The following is a 16,102-nucleotide window of genomic DNA, read 5'->3' as shown; positions in this document are numbered from 1 at the left end:
GTCCGCGGTCGACGCTAGCGCCTCACAACCGGCCGGACTCGATGATGCGCTGCAGGAACTGCCGCGTCCGGGGGTGCTCGGGGGCGGTGAACAGCTGCTCGGGTGGGGAGAGCTCGCAGATGCGCCCCTCGTCGAGGAACGCGACCCGGTCGGCGACGTCGCGGGCGAAGCCCATCTCGTGGGTGACGATCAGCATGGTCATGCCGCGGTCCTTGAGGTCGCGGATGACGGCCAGCACGCCACCGATCAGCTCCGGGTCGAGCGCGGCGGTGACCTCGTCGAGCAGCAGCACGTCCGGGTCGGTCGCCATGGCCCGCACGATCGCGACCCGCTGCTGCTGTCCGCCCGAGAGCCGGTCCGGATAGCTGTCGGCGAACCCGCCCATGCCGAACAGCTCGAGCAGTTCGTGCGCGCGGGCCTCGGCCTGCCGGCGCCCCACCCGGTGCACCTTGCGGGGGGCCAGGGTCACGTTGTCGAGCACGGTCAGGTGGGGGAACAGGTTGTAGGACTGGAAGACGATGCCCACCCGCTTGCGCAGCTCGCGCTCGGACAGCTCCCCGGTCTCGAGCGGCACGCCGTCGAGCAACACCGAGCCGTGGTCGTGGTCGACCAGCCGTGCGACGCAGCGCAGCAGGGTCGACTTGCCCGAACCGGAGGCGCCGATCAGGCACACCACCTCGTGCTGGGCCACGGCCAGGTCGACCTGGTCGAGCACCAGGCGGTCGCCGTAGTACTTGGTCAGACGCTGCACCTCGACGCGGGGGCGCATCAGAACGTCCGTTGCAGCCGGCGCTGCATGTCACGCCGGGCGTAGTAGTCGGTGAACCGTGCGAGCGGCACGCTGGCGAGCAGGAACAGTCCCGCGGCGACCAGGTAGCTCGAGTAGTTGAACGTGCTCGACGTGTAGATCTGGGCCTCGCGGACGGCCTCGCGCACACCGATGACGCTCAGCAGCACGACGTCCTTCTGCAGCGAGACGGCGCCGTTGAGCAGCGCCGGGGTGACGTTGCGGATCGCCTGCGGGACGATCGCGAACCGCAGCGTCTGCCACTGCGAGAGCCCCAGTGCCTTGGCGGCGGCCCGTTGTCCGCCGTGCACGGCGTCCATGCCGGAGCGGTAGACCTCGGCGGTGTAGGCCGAGTAGCTCAGCACCAGCGCCACGGTGCCCCAGAACAAGCTGCTGCGGCTGAGCCCCGGCAGTTGCAGCGCCGGGATGCCGAAGCCGAACAGCAGGATGAGCAGCAGCGAGGGCACGCCGCGCAGCAGGTCGACGAACACGACCGCGCCCAGCCGCAGCGGCGCGGCGACCGGCCCCGTGAGCGACCGCACCACGGCCACCAGCAACGCGAGCACGAGGATGGCGACCTGCGCGACCGCGAAGATGCGCAGGTTGAGCCAGAAGCCGTCGAGCACGCGGGGGAACGCCGCCCGCATGGCGTCCGGGTCGAAGAACTGGGCCTGGATGCGGGGCCACTGCGGCGAGGTGGTCACCCACCAGCCGAGCAGCGCCAGGACCGCGGTCGTGCTCACGCCGCCGACGAGCAGCGGGCGGACGCTCTCACGGGTCACCGCACGCTGCCGCGCCGGCGGGGGCGCCGGCGCGGCAGGGCGGGGTGGGATCACTCGGTCAGCGTCGGGATGTCACCACCGCCGGCCAGCCACTCGTCGGCGAGCTCGTCGAGCGTGCCGTCGTCGCGCAGCGACTCGAGGGCCTCGTCGACGCACCCGACCAGCGGGTTGCCGTCGGCGAACAGCAGCCCGAGGCCGTCGTCCATCGGCTCGCCCGGCAGGATGCCGGCGATGACGGACCCCTCGACCTGGACGGCGGTGACGAACAGGGCACCCGGCAGACCGAACACGGTCGCGTCGATCTGGCCACCCTGCAGGGCCTGGAACACGCCGGCCTGGTCGTCGTAGACGGCCACGTCCTGCGCGCCGACGACGTCCTCGATGTAGGCGAGGTCGGTCGTGCCGACGACGGCACCGAAGCGGACGTCGTCGAGGTCGTCGAGCGAGCGGGCGGTCGCCGCGTCGCTGTCGGCGAGCGTGACCAGCGACTTCTCGACCTCGTAGTAGGGGACGGAGAAGTCGACGACCTGCTCGCGTTCCTCGGTGATCGAGTACTGCTGGATGTTGAAGTCGTAGGCCTTCTCGCCCGGCGCGATCGCCTCGTCGAACCCGGTGCGGACCCAGTCGACCTCGTCGTCGGCGAACCCGAGTTCCTCGGCCAGCGCGTACACGACCGCGCTCTCGAAGCCCTCGCCGCTGGACGGGTCGTCGTCGAGCATCCAGGGCGGGAACACCGGCTCGCCGGTCGCGACGGTCAACCGGCCCGGCTGCTGCAGGTCGGGGTCCTGTGGGCCGCAGGTGGACGGGTCGGCACCGGCGACCGCGTCGTCGGCCGTGTCGCCGGTGGCGTCGTCGCTCGCGGCGTCGTCGGTCGTGGCGTCGTCGGTCGCGGCGTCGTCCGGCGCCGAGTCCCCGGTGGTCTGCGTGGTCTCGGTGGTCGCCGTCTCGTCGGTCGTGTCCCCACCGCACGCACCGACCGTCAGTGCGAGGACCGCCAGTCCGGCAGCGCTCGTGCGCATGCTCACGTGTGTCTCCTCCTGGGCAAGGGAGGCGGCCCGCGATGACGGGGCGCCTGTCCGCACGTCCGGTCGCCCGGGCACCTGCGGGGAACGGTCGCGACGGGACTGGACCCGACACCTGACATCCGACGACCGAGCCGCGGACGCTAGCCCGACCGCGCCGCGGGGGAGGCAACGGCGGCAAGGAAAACGTGCCGATCCCCCCGGCGGCAGCCGCCCGGCACCGCCGCCGTTCGGATGCGTCCGGACACCGGCACCCTTCGCGCGGCGGACCAGGTCAGATCGGCGGCGGCAGTTCCCCGGCGTGCAGCGCCCGCACCGTGGCGATGGTGTCGGCCTGCCGCGGCGCCTTGTCGGGTCGGTACCCCCGAACGCGGGCGAAGCGCATCGCCAGCCCGGCGGGGTACCTCGGCGAGCGCACCAGCCCGTCGAGGGCGATCTCCACCACCAGTTCCGGGCGCACGTGCACGACCGGTCCGTCCCGCGTGGTCTGTCGCGCCAGCAGCTGCTCGGTCTGCCAGCCCAGCAGCTCGTCGGTGAGCCCCTTGAACGTCTTGCCGAGCATGACGAAGCCGTCGGTGTCCGGGTCGTAGGCCCCGAGGTGGAGGTTGGACAGCCAACCGCGTCGACGACCCGAGCCCCACTCGGCGGCGAGCACCACCAGCTCGAGGGTGTGCACCGGCTTGACCTTGCGCCAGGCGGCACCACGTCGGCCGGCCTCGTAGGGCGCGTCGAGGTCCTTGACCATCACGCCCTCGTGCCCCGCCTCGAGTGTCGCGCGCAGGAACGCCTGGGCGTCCGCGGCGTCCGAGGTGACGAGCTGGTCGATGCGCAGGGCCGCGGGCACCGCCCGCGCCAGCACCTCCAGCCGGTCGCGCAGCGGCAGGTCGAGCACGTCGCGGCCGTCGAGGTGCAGCACGTCGAAGAAGCGCACCTGCAACGGCACGTCCGCCGATGCCGCCTCGAGGTCGTGTTCGCGTCCGAAGCGCTGCATCGTGTCCTGGAAGGCGCGCGGCCGGCCCTGCCCGTCGAGGGCGAGCGTCTCCCCGTCGAGCACCACCGCCTGCAGCGGGAGGGACCGGGCCACGGCCACCACCTCCGGCACCCGGGAGGTCACCTCGAGCCGGTTGCGGGTGAACACCCGCACCCGGTCCCCGTCGCGGTGGACCTGCACGCGGGCGCCGTCGAGCTTCGCGTCGACGACGACCTCGCCGAGCTCGCCCACGGCCTCGGCGACCGACGTCGCCGTCCGCGCCAGCATCGGCTGCAGCGGCGTGCCGATCTCGAGCCCGAACCGGGCCAGGGCGTCGGCACCGCCGGTCAGGGCCGCCACCGCCGTCCGGCGCAGGTCACCGGTCAGCATCGCCGCGCGTCGCACGGCCGCCTCGGGCACGTCGGCCGTGGTCGCGATCGCCGGGGTGAGCACGCCCGCCAGCGCGCCCTGGCGCAGCTCACGCAGCACCAGCCGCCGCAGGTAGTCCTGCTCGTCGGCGGTGGCGCGGCCGAGCAGGTCGCGCAGCAGCGCGAGCCGGCGTGCCCGCGAACCGGTGCCGGCCGCCACGTCGGCGATCCGTTGCAGGACGTCGTCGACCTCACGGACCGTCAGGGTGGCCGTGTCCGCCGCGGCGACCTCGACACCACCCACGGCGGAAGGACCGAGATCGAGCCGGTCCTGACGCGGTTCGCCCGACAGGAACGCGACCCCGGCGGCCAGTTCGTCGCCCGCCAGACGCCGCAGCGCCGCCGTCAGCAGGGCCGTCTTCGCCTTGCGGCTGCGGGTCGCGCCGACCTCGGCCGACACGGCCACCAGCTCCGAGAACAGCACCGCCCCACCTCTCGCCGCCACGGGGGCAGGTCTAGCCGGCGCCCACCTCGATCGCCGCCAGATCGGCGGCCGGACGGGCGAGCAGGGCCAGGTCGAAGCGGTCGAGCTCGCAGGCCAGCTCGACGTCGACGGCGGGCAGCCAGTCGGGGCCCTGCGGGTCGACGAAGCGGCGACCGGCGTCGCTGGTGGGCACCCGGGCGAGGAAGGGGCGCGGATCGGGGTCGTCGCCGGCGACCCGCGCGGCGATCAGTTCGGCCGCGGCGAGGTCCTCGTCACCGTCGCGTCCCAGCGACGCGCCGGTCACGACGTAGGTGACCTGTCCGACGCCAGCGGCACGCAACCGTCGGGCGGTCGCCCCGGCCGTGACGAACGACGCGGCGAACAGCAGCGGGCTGTCCTGACAGCGCCACAGTCCCTGGGTCCCGGCGGACGTGCGGTGCACCAGGGTGCGGCCGGTCAGGTCCGTCCGGGACACCTCGCTGGGCGAGTTGCCCAGGTCGAAGCCGTCCAACGGCCGGCCGCCCTCCTCGCCGGCGAGGACCACCTCGCCGAGCTCGGGACGGTTCCGCAACGCCCGTGCCCGCTGCGGCGTGTCGACCGCCAACACCCGGGTCACGCCGCGGTGCAGTGCCCAGGGCACCGTCGTGAAGGCGCGTAGCACGTCGATCACGACCACGGCGTCGTCGGGGGCCGCGGCGTCGAGGTCGACGAAGCGGGCCCGCGTCATGCCGGGGCCTGCAGGAACGCCCGCAGGCGCACGTCGGCCGCCACCAGCGCGTCGACGGGCACGTACTCGCCGCGCTGGTGGGCCTGCCCGGTCAGTCCGGGCCCGTAGTTGAGTGCCGGGACCCCGACCTCGGCGAAGCGGGCCACGTCGGTCCAGGCCTGCTTGGCCGCCACCGGCGCGTCGACACGGCGGACGAAGGCCTGGACGATCGGGTCCGAGAGCCGCGGCGGCGCCTCGGGGGAGCGGTCGACGACCTCCACCGACGCGCGTCCGTCGACCCGCTCCCGCAGCTCCGCCTCGGCCTGCTCGACCCCGCGCGACGGGGCGAAGCGGAAATTGACGTTCACCATGAATGTGCCCGGGACCACGTTGCGGACCGGGGACGACGCCGGACGCGGACCGGGCTCGAGCCCAGGGGTCCAGGCCTGGGTCGCCGACCAGACGTCGCGGTAGGCGATGCCGTCGACCTCCACGTCGCGCACGTGGTCACGGTCGAGCTCGGCCAGGAACTCCCCGGCCATGGTGAGCGCGTTGCGGCCGTGCCAGGGGCGGGCGGAGTGGGCCTGCTGCCCCTCGAAGGTCAGCACCGCGTGCAGGCCGCCGAGGCAGCCGAGCTGTACCTCGCCGTCGGTCGGCTCGAGCACGATCGCCAACGCCGCCCCGCGCAGCCAGGGCACCTCGGCGAGCACCTCGCGCAACTCGTTGGCGTCGGCCGCACCCTCCTCACCGGCGTAGAGCACCAGCGCCAGGTCGTAGGGCGACGCCTCGCGCAGGTCGTGGTCCTCGAAGGCCGCCATCGCGAGCACGTTGCCGGCCTTCATGTCCGACGCGCCGCGCGCCACGACCACCTCGGCCCCGTCGCGGGACTCGACGCGGGGTTCGAGGTCGGCGTCGGTGGGCGGGACCACGTCGAGGTGGCCGACGAGCAGCACCAACGGTCGTGCCGGCTCGCCCCGGCGGCCGTCGACGACCACCGAGTGCCCGACGCGCAGGACCTCCTCCCCGAGCTCGGTGTAGCGGGCCACCACCGTGTCGGCGATCGGTCCCTCGTCGCCGGTCGTGCACACCTGCGCACAGTGCTCGAGCAGGCGGCCGACGAGGTCGTCGCGGGTGGAGGCGGACAGGTCGGTGCCGGTGCCGGCGCTCATCGTCGGCCTCAGTCGTTGGCGTGCAGGGCGGCGTTGAGCCCGCCCCAGTCGGCCGACTCGCCCGCGCGCTGCCGGACCAGCACGGCGCCGGTGACCGAGTCGCGCAGGAACAGCAGGCCGTCCTGACCGGACAACTCCTTGGCCTTGACCACCGACCCGTCGGGGAGGGTGACCTTGGTGCCGGCGGTCACGTACAGCCCGGCCTCGACGACGCACCGGTCACCGAGCGAGATCCCGATGCCGGCGTTCGCGCCGATCAGGCACTGTTCACCGATCGAGATGACCTCCTTGCCGCCGCCCGAGAGCGTGCCCATCACCGAGGCGCTGCCGCCGAGGTCGGAACCGTCGCCGAGCACGACCCCGGCGGAGATGCGCCCCTCGACCATCGACGCGCCGAGCGTGCCGGCGTTGAAGTTGACGAAGCCTTCGTGCATCACGGTGGTGCCTGCGGCGAGGTGGGCGCCGAGCCGGACCCGGTCGGCGTCACCGATCCGCACCCCGGAGGGCACGACGTAGTCGGTCATGCGCGGGAACTTGTCCACGCTGCTCACCCGGACCCGGTGGCCGCGGGCCTCGAGCGACAACCGCAGATCGGTGAACCCGTCCGGGTCGCACGGGCCGAGGTCGGTCCACACCACGTTGTTGAGCAGCCCGAACGCACCCTCGAGCGAGGCGTCGTGCGGACGCACGAGCCGGTGCGAGAGCAGGTGCAGCCGCAGGTAGACGTCGGAGGCGTCCACCGGGGGTGCCTCGAGCGACTCCAGGAAGGTCACCACGGCACGTCGCTGCGTGCGGGTGTCGACCGGCGGGGTCACCGAGGCCGCCGCGACGGCGTTGCGCACCGCGTCGGAGACGGTCTGCTGCCCGGTCACCGCCTCCGCGGTGGCGTCGTCGAGCACGACGGTGCCGGCACCGCCCTCGTGGCCGACGGCGGCCGCCAGCGCGGCCGCCGCCGTCGGGGCGTCGCCGAGCTTGACCAGCGGGTACCAGGTGTCGAGCACCTTGGTGCCCTCACCGGCGGTCGAGATGGTGGCCAGGCCGATGCCGAAGGCGGCGATCGTCGTCATGCGGGGTCCTCGCGGTCTCGGGTCGGGAGCAGGGTGGGACCGGGTCCGGGTGGGGCGTGGGGCGGGTCGGGCCGAGCCTAACGGCTGTGTCAGACTGCCTCCGGGCCAAGCCCGACCGAGTGGCAGCAGCGACGGTTCGCGACGACCGCAAGGAGGCACCCCGCGCGTGCGGCATCCCTTCCTCGACGACCTGCCCGTCGCCGTCGCCCACCGCGGCGGGGACCACGTGGGTGCGGAGAACAGCCTGGCCGCGTTCGAGGACGCCGTCGCCCTCGGCTACCGCTGCCTGGAGACCGACGTGCACGTCTCGCGCGACGGGGTACCGGTCCTGCACCACGACCCGACGCTGGACCGGGTCACCGACACCGTCGGGGCGATCGCCGGGCTCGACTGGGTCGAGGTGTCACGCGCCCGGATCTCCAGCCGGGAACCGGTCGCCAGCTTCGACGAGGCGATGGCCGCCTTCCCGCAGGTGCGCTGGATCGTCGACGTGAAGGACGACTTGGCGGTCGACCCGCTCGTCGCACGCCTGCGTGGCGACGACGACCTGCTGCAGCGGTTGTGTCTCGGTTCGTTCTCCGACGACCGACTGGCCCGGGCACGGGCGGCCCTGGGGGAGCGGCTGTGCACCTCGGCCGGACCTGACGAGGTCCGGCGGCTGCGCCGGGCGTCGTGGTGCCGACTGGGCCGGCGGGTGCCGTTGCACGCCGACGTGCTGCAGGTCCCGGTCCGTTCCGGTCGCGTGCCGGTCGTCGACCGGCGGTTCGTCGCGGCCGCCCACTGGTCCGGCCTGCCGGTGCACGTCTGGACGGTCAACGAGCCGGCCGAGATGCACCGACTGCTCGACCTGGGCGTCGACGGACTGATCAGCGACCGCACCCGCGACCTGCGCGAGGTCCTGCGCGCTCGCGGCGCCTGGCCCGGCTGACGTCCCGGAGCGCCCCCGGTAGCGTGCAGCGGTCGTGCCGGCCCGACCGGCGCGACGCCGCCTGCCCGCTCACGCGCCCGGACCGACCGTGGACGAAGTCACCCCGCCCGACACCGACACCGACGACGGCCTCGGGCCGCTCCCGGACGCCGACGGCAACGTCGTGCCCCCGCCACCGGCGGCCGGGGACGACACCGCGCCACGTCGGCCGTTCGAGTTCGCCGCCATCGGGCTGATCGGCTTCGGCATGGGCTCGGCCGACATCGTCCCGGGCTTCTCGGGCGGCACCGTCGCGCTCGTCACGGGCATCTACCAGCGGCTGATCGACAACGTCCGCCAGGGCGCCGGGGTCCTGTCGCTGCTGCTGCGGGGGAAGCTGCCCGCGGCCGGTCGGACGTTCACCTCCATCGAATGGGGGTTCGTCGTCAGCCTGCTGGTCGGCATCCTCGGCGCGATCGCCCTGCTGTCCGCCACCCTCGAACGGCTGCTCGAGCAGCGTCCCGTGCAACTCTCGGCAGTGTTCCTCGGGCTGGTGCTCGGCGCCACGGTGCTGGCCTTCCGGGAGATCCGCGCCCCGTCCGCGATGCACGCACTGCTCGGCCTCGCCGTCGCGGTGGCCACGGCGGTCGGTCTCGGGTTCACCGCCGGCGTCGTCGCCGAGCCGTCCGTGGCCTACCTGTTCCTGTGCGGCTCGATCGCGATCTGCGCGATGATCCTGCCCGGTGTCTCCGGATCGTTCCTGCTCGTGCTCCTCGGCGTCTATCAGCCCGTCATCGGCGCGGTCAGTGCCCGCGACCCGGTGCCGCTGCTGGCGGTCGCCGCCGGCGGTGTCGTCGGCCTCGCCGCCTTCTCCACCCTGCTGCACTGGCTGCTGCGTCGTCACCACGACGCCGTCCTGGCCGGGCTGATCGGGCTGATGGTCGGCTCTGCGCGGGTGCTGTGGCCGTGGCCGTCGGCCACCGGCGTGGGGGATCCCGCCATCGGGGCGCCCGTCGCTGCCGACCTGCCGCTGACCGCCGGCCTCGCCGTGGGTGCCTTCCTGACCGTGCTCCTCTTCGGCGCCCTCGCCCGGCGCGTCGCTGCGGACACCTGAGCTCAGACGGGCAGGCGGCCGGCGTCGATCGCCGCGGCCCACCGGTCGACGGCCTCGCGGCAGCCCTGCACCGTCGGGACCAGGGCCAGGCGCAGCCAGCCGGCCCCGGCCGGACCGAACGCGCGGCCGGGGGAGGCGACGATGCGCTCGGCCAGCAGCGCCTCGGCGTAGGCGGCATCGTCTCCGCCCGGCGCCCGGAACCACACGTAGAACGTCGCCTCCGACCCGCTGATCTCGATACCTGCGTCCCGCAGGAAGCCGAGCACCACGTCGCGCTTGGCGGCGAACACGGCCCGGCGTGCGTCGACGTGGGTCTGGTCGCGCCACGCCGTCGTGGCCGCGACCTGCACGAAGTCCGGCGACGCCGTACCGATGTTCGGGCGCAGCAGGCGCAGCCGGCGGATCAGCTCCGGATCGCCCACGATCGCGCCCGAGCGGTAGCCGGTCATCCCGGAGCGCTTGGACAGCGACACGAACGCCAACACGTCGGTGAAGTCCCCGTCGCAGGCTTCCAGCACGCTCGGCGGGGGACGTTCGCCGAACCAGATCTCCTGGTAGCACTCGTCGGAGGCCAGCAGCAGGCCGTGCTCCCGCGCGTGCGCCACCTGGTCGCGGTAGTAGTCGACGTCGACGCTCGCCCCGGTCGGGTTGTGGGGGTAGTTGACCCAGGCGAGGCACGCCGCCCGCAGGCGGTCCGCGTCGAGCGTGCCGAGGTCGAGCCGCCAACCGTCCGCGGCCGTGAGCGTCACCGGGTCGGAGACGCCGCCGGCGAACAGCGCGCCCCGGCCGTAGACCGGATACCCCGGATCGCCCCACACCACCCCACGGCGCGCGCCGTGCGGGTCCAGCACGGCCAGGGGGAGGTGGAAGATGGCTTCCTTGCTGCCCGCCGAGGGCAGCACGTGCACGTCGGGGTCCACCTCGACGCCGTGGCGGGAGCGCAACCAACCGGCGACCGCGGTCCGCAACGCCGGTTGGCCGGCCGCGGTGGGGTAGCGGCTGACCGGCCCCACGGCGTCGACGAGCGCGTCGCGGATGAACGGCGGCGTCGGCTCGTCGGGATCGCCGATGGCGAAGTCGGCCAGCACCCCGCCGTCGGCCCGCAGGGCGTTGGCCAGCTCCTGCAGGCGCGCCAACGGATAACCGCCGAGTTCGTCGAGCGCCGGGTTGCTGGTGGCCATGGGCCCCTCCCTGTCGGTCGCGGACCTTCTGCCGCGCGAGCGCGCGTCGGGCCCGGAGGGTAGGTCGACGGACGCTCGGTAGGCTTCCCGCGATGGACGACTCGCTTCGGACGATCCTGGTGCGCTGCACGGGGCGCGACCGCCCCGGCATCACGACGGGGCTGCTCGGGGTGCTCGCCGACACCGGTGCCCACCTCTACGACATGGAGCAGGTCGTCGTCCGCGAACGCCTCACCCTCGACCTGCTGATCGGCGTCAGCACCGGGGACAACGCGCTCAAGGACCTGTTGTTCCACGGTTGGGAACAGGGCTTCCAACTCGACTTCGAGGTGGTCGAGGAGGCCTCGCAGCGGGCCACCAAGCCACGCTTCGTGGTCACCGTGATCGGACAGACGCTGCTGCCGGCGGCGCTGGCCGGCGTGACCGGCGCCATCGCCGAGGGCGGCGGGAACATCGACCGCATCCTGCGGCTGTCGCGCTACCCGGTCGTGTCCTACGAGTTCGTGGTCGTCGACGGCGACGTCGAGACGATGCGGCACGCACTCGTGGCCGCCTCCCGACGGCACGGCGTGGACGTCGCCATCCAGCGCGAGAGCCTCGAACGGCGAGCCAAGCGCCTGGTGATCATGGACGTCGACTCCACGCTCATCCAGGACGAGGTCATCGAGCTGCTCGCCGACATCGCCGGCTGCGCGCAGGAGGTCGCCGACATCACCGCGCGGGCGATGAACGGGGAACTCGACTTCGAGGCCTCGCTGCGCGAACGGGTCGCGAAGCTGGCAGGAACGCCCGTCGCCGCTTTGGGCGAGGTCCGCGACCGGCTCCGACTCACCCCGGGCGCGCGGACCTTCGTGCGCACCCTCAAGCGGCTCGGCTACACCGTCGCGATCGTCTCCGGTGGCTTCACGGCGGTCACCGACGAACTCGCCCGCGACCTCGACCTCGACCACGCCGTCGCCAACGAGCTCGAGATCGTCGACGGCGTGCTCACCGGACGGGTCGTGGGCCAGGTCGTCGACCGTGCGGGCAAGGCGGCCGTCCTGCGCCGCATCGCCGAGGCCGAGCACATCCCGCTCGAGCAGACCGTGGCCGTGGGCGACGGCGCCAACGACCTCGACATGCTCGCCACCGCCGGGCTCGGGATCGCCTTCAACGCCAAGCCCGTCGTGCGCGACGCTGCCGACACCGCCGTGTCCGTCCCGTACCTCGACGCGATCCTGTTCCTGCTCGGGATCCGGCGCGAGGAGGTCGAGGCCGCGGACGAGAAGGATCCCGGCCTCGTCCGTGACGGCCTCATCCCCGTCCCCGGGACCCCACCGGTCTGAGTCGAGTTGCCGTCGGTTCCTGCTGCCGGGGGCGGTGGGCGCGGGCCGGGCGGAAACCCGGCGGCGGGCGAGCGCGTCAGGCGGCCGGGGGCAGCTCGGGGGGAGGGTCGGGGTCGTCGACCGGGGCGTCGGCGACCAGCAACTGCTCCAGCACGTCGGTCCGCCGGGAGATGCGCATACCGGCACGGCGGTAGAGCTGCACCGCTCCGTCGAGCGAGACGTCGTCCACCTCGAGGCGTACGCCGGTGAGTCCGCGCTGACGGAAGGCCGCGAACGCCGCCCGCAGCAGCGCCATGCCCACGCCGTGGCCCTGCCAGGCCGGGGCGACCGCGAGGTCGCGGATCCAGCCTTCCTCGGCGGCGCCCTGGGCACCCGCGCGGCACCAGGCGAACCCGATCACGCTCGGACGGTCGAGGGGGCCGTCGTCGGTGACGCCCAGGCCCGGCGCGGCCTCGGCGACCAGCACGAGCGAGGGGTCGAGCCCCGGGTCGCGCCGCACGTGGGACTCGACCCACTCGTCGAGCTCGAGGGGCAGGAACTCCGGGTTGTCGGCGAACGCGTCCAGGTGGACGCCCCACACGGCGGCGTCGTCGCGGCCCGGCACGAAGGGCCGGCAGCGCACGCCGTCGGGCCAGTCGGGTGCCGGCGGGGCGGCGTGCAGGTCCAGGCGCAGCTCGAGCAGGTGGCGGACCGGCACGAACCCCCGGGCGGCGTAGAAGGCCCGCGCACGGGCGTCGCCGTCGACGACGGTCGTGCGCAGCACGGCGGTCGCCTGTCCTGCGGCCCAGGCCTCGTGGCGGGCGCGGTCCTCGGCGTGGTCGAGGAGGTAGCTCGCCAGCCCGTGTCCCTCCCAGTCGGGACGGACGGCACCCTCGACGTGCAGGTCCAGTTCGTCGGTCCACGGGTCGACGTCGACCTGGAACTCGAGCGCCGCGACCAGCGGAGCGGCCTCGCCCGGACGCTCCACCAGCAGCACGTCCTGCGGGCCGCCCAGTTCCAGCCAGCGGACCCGCAGGTCGGCGGGGCGGATCGTGGCGCCGCCGATGCGTGCGGTCGAGCACGCCGCGTACAGCCCGGCGACGGCGAACACGTCGTCCCAGGTCGCACGCCGCAGCGAGAACCCGTCCGGCGGCGTCGGGAGGGCGAGGGTGGGCAGGTCGTCGGACACGTGACCATGCTAGGGGCGACTACCCTGCGGGAGCTGTCACCCGCCCCTGCCAGGAGCGCATCTGTCGTGCCCCGCGTCGCCGTCCACCACCTGACCCCCACCCGCCGACTGCCCCTCATCGAGGAGGACGGCCTGCGTACGCGCGCGGACCTGTCCGGCCTGTACGGCCCGCCCAGCGAGTTCGACGCGGCCGCGCCGGGCACCTTCGCCCACGGCAAGCGGGTCAGCGCGTGGCTGTCGCTCGACCACGCCAAGGCCACCGCCGACGAGTACGGCCGAGGCCTGATCAGCTACACGGTCGACCCGGCCAAGACGCTCGCCGCCCCGGCGTCGCTGCGCGCCTCCGCCGACCCGGAGACGTACTGGGCCGAGGCCAAGCCGCTCAAGGAGTGGCTGGACGGTGACGTGCCCGACGACCTCGAGGTCCACCAGAACCTGCCGGTGCGCGTGAAGTACCTGCACCTGCACGCACCGTTGGTCGGCGAGGACGAGCTGGGTCCGTACGCCCCGCTGGTCGCGGCGGTGGCGGACGAGGACCGGCTGTCGGCGAAGGCCCTGATGCACCTGGCCGTGATCGCCTCAAACGGTGACTTCGACTCCGAGGCCTTCACCGCCGCGTGCGCACTCGCCTGGCGTGACGAGCCGGACCCGGACCGGATCGTTCGCGAGCTGATCGAGACCGACCCGGACAAGGTCGCCTCGGCGGCGCTGGCCGAGCACGGGGCCACGGCTCCCGACGCGGTCGCGGTGCTGCGCGCGGCGCTGGACGAGACCCGCGAGTGGTCGGACCAGAACGGGGTCGACCACGGTCAGGGGTTGTTCGCGCGAACGGCACTGATCCTCGACGAGCTGCCCGCCAACGCCTGACCGGTCGGTTCGGTGTTCGCGACCGGTCGGTTCGGCGCCCCCGCCGCTACGGAAGCGGTTCGCCGTCGTCCGTGTGCGCGTTGCCGGTGGCGTGGGCGGCCGCTGACGGTTCGGTGTTCGCGACCGGTCGGTTCGGCGCCCCCGCCGCTACGGAAGCGGCCGCAACGGCTACAGACTCACGATGCCGAGGCGGGTGAGGTGGGGATCGTCCTCGTCCCCCTGGAGCTCGAAGCGGATCCGCTGTCCGACGCGCAGCTCGAACAGGCCGGAGGCGTCGAAGGTCTCCCGGTCGTAGCGGTACTCGCGCAGCCGGTCGTCGAGCACCGTGCCGGTACGGGTCGCGGGGTCGTAGCTGCGGACGGTGCCCTGCGGCATGGCCGGCCCTCTCCTGGCGCTGGCGTGCGGTGTGGCGGGCGAGGATAGCCGCGCACGCGCCGTCAACCGGCTTCTGCCTCGCGCCGTGACCAGCCGACGAGCACGGCGCGGGTGGCGGGACCCAGCGGCCCGGTGGCCAACGACTCCAGGTCGCCGGCGGTGTCGACGTCGGCCGCGAAGCCGGCGCGCCGGACGGTGACCACGTCGAGGCCGCGACGGCGCGCCTCGGCACGGTGGCGCCGGGCGGAGAACGGCCCGTAGGCCGTCGGCAGGATGCTGCCGGGGCGCCGCAGCAACGCGCCGGTCCCGCCGTCGTCGGTGGGGGCGACGACGACGTCGGCGTCGACGTCGAGGACGGCGCGGACGTCGGCGACGGTGAGGCGTGGCAGATCGGCGGGAACGACCAGCAGCGCCGGGTTCCCCTCGAGGGCGCCCTGCGCATGACGCAACGCGGCGTCGAGCCCTCGGGTGCCGGGCGGATCGTGGACGACCTCGGCGCCGAGTGCGGACGCGGCGGCTGCGGCGGCATCCCCGCCGGCCACCACCAGGAGCCGGTCGACGGGTGCAGCGGCGAGGGTGGCGCAGACGTCGGCGAGCATGGCACCGGCCAGCGCCGCCCGTTGCTGCGGGCTCAGCGTCGCGGCCAGGCGGGTCTTGCCCGTGCCGGGGGCGCGGAGGGGGACGAGCGCGACGGTGGGCGGGGACATCGGTGGGAGCCTAGCGAGGTAGGGTTCGGACGCAGGTCGCCCGGCATGGCGGGTCGGTGCGGCATCGACGACGACGGGAGAGCGTCTTCGTGGGCAGGACCGCGGTGATGGGTGCCGGCTCGTGGGGCACCGCCTTCGGCGTGATGTGTGTGGACGCGGGGGAGCCGACGACGCTGTGGGCGCGCCGCGAGGAGATCGCGACGGAGATCTGCGAACAGCACACCAACGGCGCCTACCTTCCCGAGACCCGGTTGCCGGACGCGCTCGAGGCGACGGTGGATCCGGAGCGGGCGCTCGACGGTGCCGACGTGGTGGTGCTGGCGGTCCCGTCGGTCGGCATCGAGGCGCAACTGGCCGCCTGGGGGCCGGCCATCCCCCGCGACGCGACGCTGGTGAGCCTGATCAAGGGGGTCGACGTCGAGACCCTGCGCTTCGGCAGCCAGTTGGTGTCCGAGTCGCTGGACTGCGATCCGGCCCGGGTCGTGGTCGTGTCGGGCCCGAACCTGGCCAGCGAGTGTGCCCAACGGCTGCCGGCGGCGACGGTGGCGGCCGGGTCGGTCGAGGCGCGCACGGAGCGCGTGCAGCGGGCGGTGATGGCGCCCTACTTCCGGGTCTACACCAACCCGGACCAGACGGGGGTCGAGGTCGGCGGCGCGGTGAAGAACGTGATCGCCCTGGCGGCCGGCATGGCCCACGGGTTGGGGTTCGGGGACAACACGATGGCGGCGGTGATCACCCGCGGGCTGGCCGAGATGGTGCGGTTGGGCGCGGCGCTGGGCGGGCAGGCGCTGACGTTCTCGGGCCTGGCGGGCGTCGGTGACCTGGTGGCCACCTGCACGTCGCCGAAGTCGCGCAACCGGACCGTGGGGGACCGACTCGGTCGCGGCGAGCGTCTCGACGAGGTGGTCGCGTCGATGAACATGGTCGCCGAGGGCGTGAAGTCGTCGCGGGCGATCCTCGGACTGGCCGAGCGGGCCGGGGTGGAGATGCCGATCACCCAGGGCGTGGTCGCCGTCTGTCATGCGGGGCACCACCCGAGCGAGCTCGTCGACGGGTTGCTGCAGCGTTCGGCCAAGCCGGAGCTGTACGGGCTCTGACGGTGA

At 73.8% G+C, this 16,102-nt stretch carries 16 protein-coding genes; 5 read left to right on the top strand and 11 right to left on the bottom strand.

The window, feature by feature from the left end; genetic code table 11:
* Positions 1–22: 22 nt before the first annotated feature.
* From ELR47_RS14645 to ELR47_RS14615, 7 genes are all read right to left on the bottom strand, one after another.
* Positions 23–769, bottom strand: a complete 747-nt coding sequence (locus ELR47_RS14645; protein ID WP_130650557.1) for an amino acid ABC transporter ATP-binding protein — start codon at positions 767–769, stop codon at positions 23–25.
* Positions 769–1,569 carry an amino acid ABC transporter permease gene (locus ELR47_RS14640; protein ID WP_205745282.1) on the bottom strand — a complete coding sequence of 267 codons (801 nt, stop codon included), beginning with the start codon at positions 1,567–1,569 and terminating at the stop codon, positions 769–771. Before ELR47_RS14640 ends, ELR47_RS14645 begins: the two co-directional genes overlap by 1 nt.
* A 50-nt stretch (positions 1,570–1,619) precedes the next feature.
* A complete protein-coding gene (locus ELR47_RS14635) occupies positions 1,620–2,588 on the bottom strand; it encodes an ABC transporter substrate-binding protein (RefSeq protein ID WP_229730578.1) in 969 nt (322 codons plus the stop codon).
* Between the two features lie 277 nt (positions 2,589–2,865).
* Positions 2,866–4,413, bottom strand: a complete 1,548-nt coding sequence (locus tag ELR47_RS14630) for an ATP-dependent DNA ligase (RefSeq protein WP_130650555.1) — start codon at positions 4,411–4,413, stop codon at positions 2,866–2,868.
* Positions 4,414–4,444: 31 nt separating this feature from the next.
* Positions 4,445–5,140: a 2-phosphosulfolactate phosphatase gene (locus ELR47_RS14625; protein ID WP_130650554.1), complete on the bottom strand. Its 696-nt coding sequence runs from the start codon at positions 5,138–5,140 to the stop codon at positions 4,445–4,447.
* Positions 5,137–6,288, bottom strand: coding sequence for a succinyl-diaminopimelate desuccinylase (gene dapE, locus ELR47_RS14620; protein WP_130650553.1), 1,152 nt, complete (start codon positions 6,286–6,288; stop codon positions 5,137–5,139). Before dapE ends, ELR47_RS14625 begins: the two co-directional genes overlap by 4 nt.
* Before the next feature lie 8 nt (positions 6,289–6,296).
* The gene (locus ELR47_RS14615) at positions 6,297–7,355 is read right to left on the bottom strand and encodes a DapH/DapD/GlmU-related protein (protein ID WP_130650552.1); all 1,059 of its coding nucleotides are present in this window, start codon (positions 7,353–7,355) and stop codon (positions 6,297–6,299) included.
* Between the two features lie 166 nt (positions 7,356–7,521).
* On the opposite strand from ELR47_RS14615, the gene ELR47_RS14610 reads away from it, so the two are divergent.
* Both ELR47_RS14610 and ELR47_RS14605 read left to right on the top strand, forming a co-directional pair.
* Positions 7,522–8,283 (top strand): glycerophosphodiester phosphodiesterase family protein, encoded by a 762-nt coding sequence (locus ELR47_RS14610; RefSeq protein ID WP_205745281.1) that lies wholly within the window; start codon positions 7,522–7,524, stop codon positions 8,281–8,283.
* A gap of 88 nt (positions 8,284–8,371) precedes the next feature.
* Positions 8,372–9,376 (top strand): DUF368 domain-containing protein, encoded by a 1,005-nt coding sequence (locus tag ELR47_RS14605; RefSeq protein WP_130650551.1) that lies wholly within the window; start codon positions 8,372–8,374, stop codon positions 9,374–9,376.
* Between the two features lie 2 nt (positions 9,377–9,378).
* Here ELR47_RS14605 and dapC read toward each other — a convergent pair whose 3' ends face one another.
* A complete protein-coding gene (gene dapC / locus ELR47_RS14600; RefSeq protein WP_130650550.1) occupies positions 9,379–10,557 on the bottom strand; it encodes a succinyldiaminopimelate transaminase in 1,179 nt (392 codons plus the stop codon).
* 92 nt (positions 10,558–10,649) lie between these two features.
* On the opposite strand from dapC, the gene serB reads away from it, so the two are divergent.
* Entirely contained in the window at positions 10,650–11,882 is a 1,233-nt protein-coding gene (serB, locus tag ELR47_RS14595; RefSeq protein ID WP_130650549.1) for a phosphoserine phosphatase SerB, read from the top strand.
* Positions 11,883–11,958: 76 nt separating this feature from the next.
* Here serB and ELR47_RS14590 read toward each other — a convergent pair whose 3' ends face one another.
* The gene (locus tag ELR47_RS14590; RefSeq protein WP_130650548.1) at positions 11,959–13,050 is read right to left on the bottom strand and encodes a GNAT family N-acetyltransferase; all 1,092 of its coding nucleotides are present in this window, start codon (positions 13,048–13,050) and stop codon (positions 11,959–11,961) included.
* A gap of 66 nt (positions 13,051–13,116) precedes the next feature.
* On the opposite strand from ELR47_RS14590, the gene ELR47_RS14585 reads away from it, so the two are divergent.
* Positions 13,117–13,917 carry a hypothetical protein gene (locus ELR47_RS14585; RefSeq protein ID WP_130650547.1) on the top strand — a complete coding sequence of 267 codons (801 nt, stop codon included), beginning with the start codon at positions 13,117–13,119 and terminating at the stop codon, positions 13,915–13,917.
* A gap of 168 nt (positions 13,918–14,085) precedes the next feature.
* Here ELR47_RS14585 and ELR47_RS14580 read toward each other — a convergent pair whose 3' ends face one another.
* A complete protein-coding gene (locus tag ELR47_RS14580) occupies positions 14,086–14,292 on the bottom strand; it encodes a hypothetical protein (protein WP_130650546.1) in 207 nt (68 codons plus the stop codon).
* A 62-nt stretch (positions 14,293–14,354) separates the two neighbouring features.
* Positions 14,355–14,999 (bottom strand): 2-phospho-L-lactate guanylyltransferase, encoded by a 645-nt coding sequence (gene cofC / locus ELR47_RS14575; RefSeq protein WP_130650545.1) that lies wholly within the window; start codon positions 14,997–14,999, stop codon positions 14,355–14,357.
* A gap of 107 nt (positions 15,000–15,106) precedes the next feature.
* Here cofC and ELR47_RS14570 point away from each other — a divergent pair, with 107 nt between their 5' ends.
* Positions 15,107–16,096, top strand: coding sequence for an NAD(P)H-dependent glycerol-3-phosphate dehydrogenase (locus ELR47_RS14570; RefSeq protein WP_130650544.1), 990 nt, complete (start codon positions 15,107–15,109; stop codon positions 16,094–16,096).
* The last annotated feature ends 6 nt before the right edge of the window (positions 16,097–16,102 follow it).

The sequence above is a fragment of the Egicoccus halophilus genome (assembly GCF_004300825.1).
GTDB classification, from domain to species: Bacteria; Actinomycetota; Nitriliruptoria; order Nitriliruptorales; family Nitriliruptoraceae; genus Egicoccus; species Egicoccus halophilus.
This window is presented reverse-complemented; position numbering and strand designations above follow the sequence as displayed.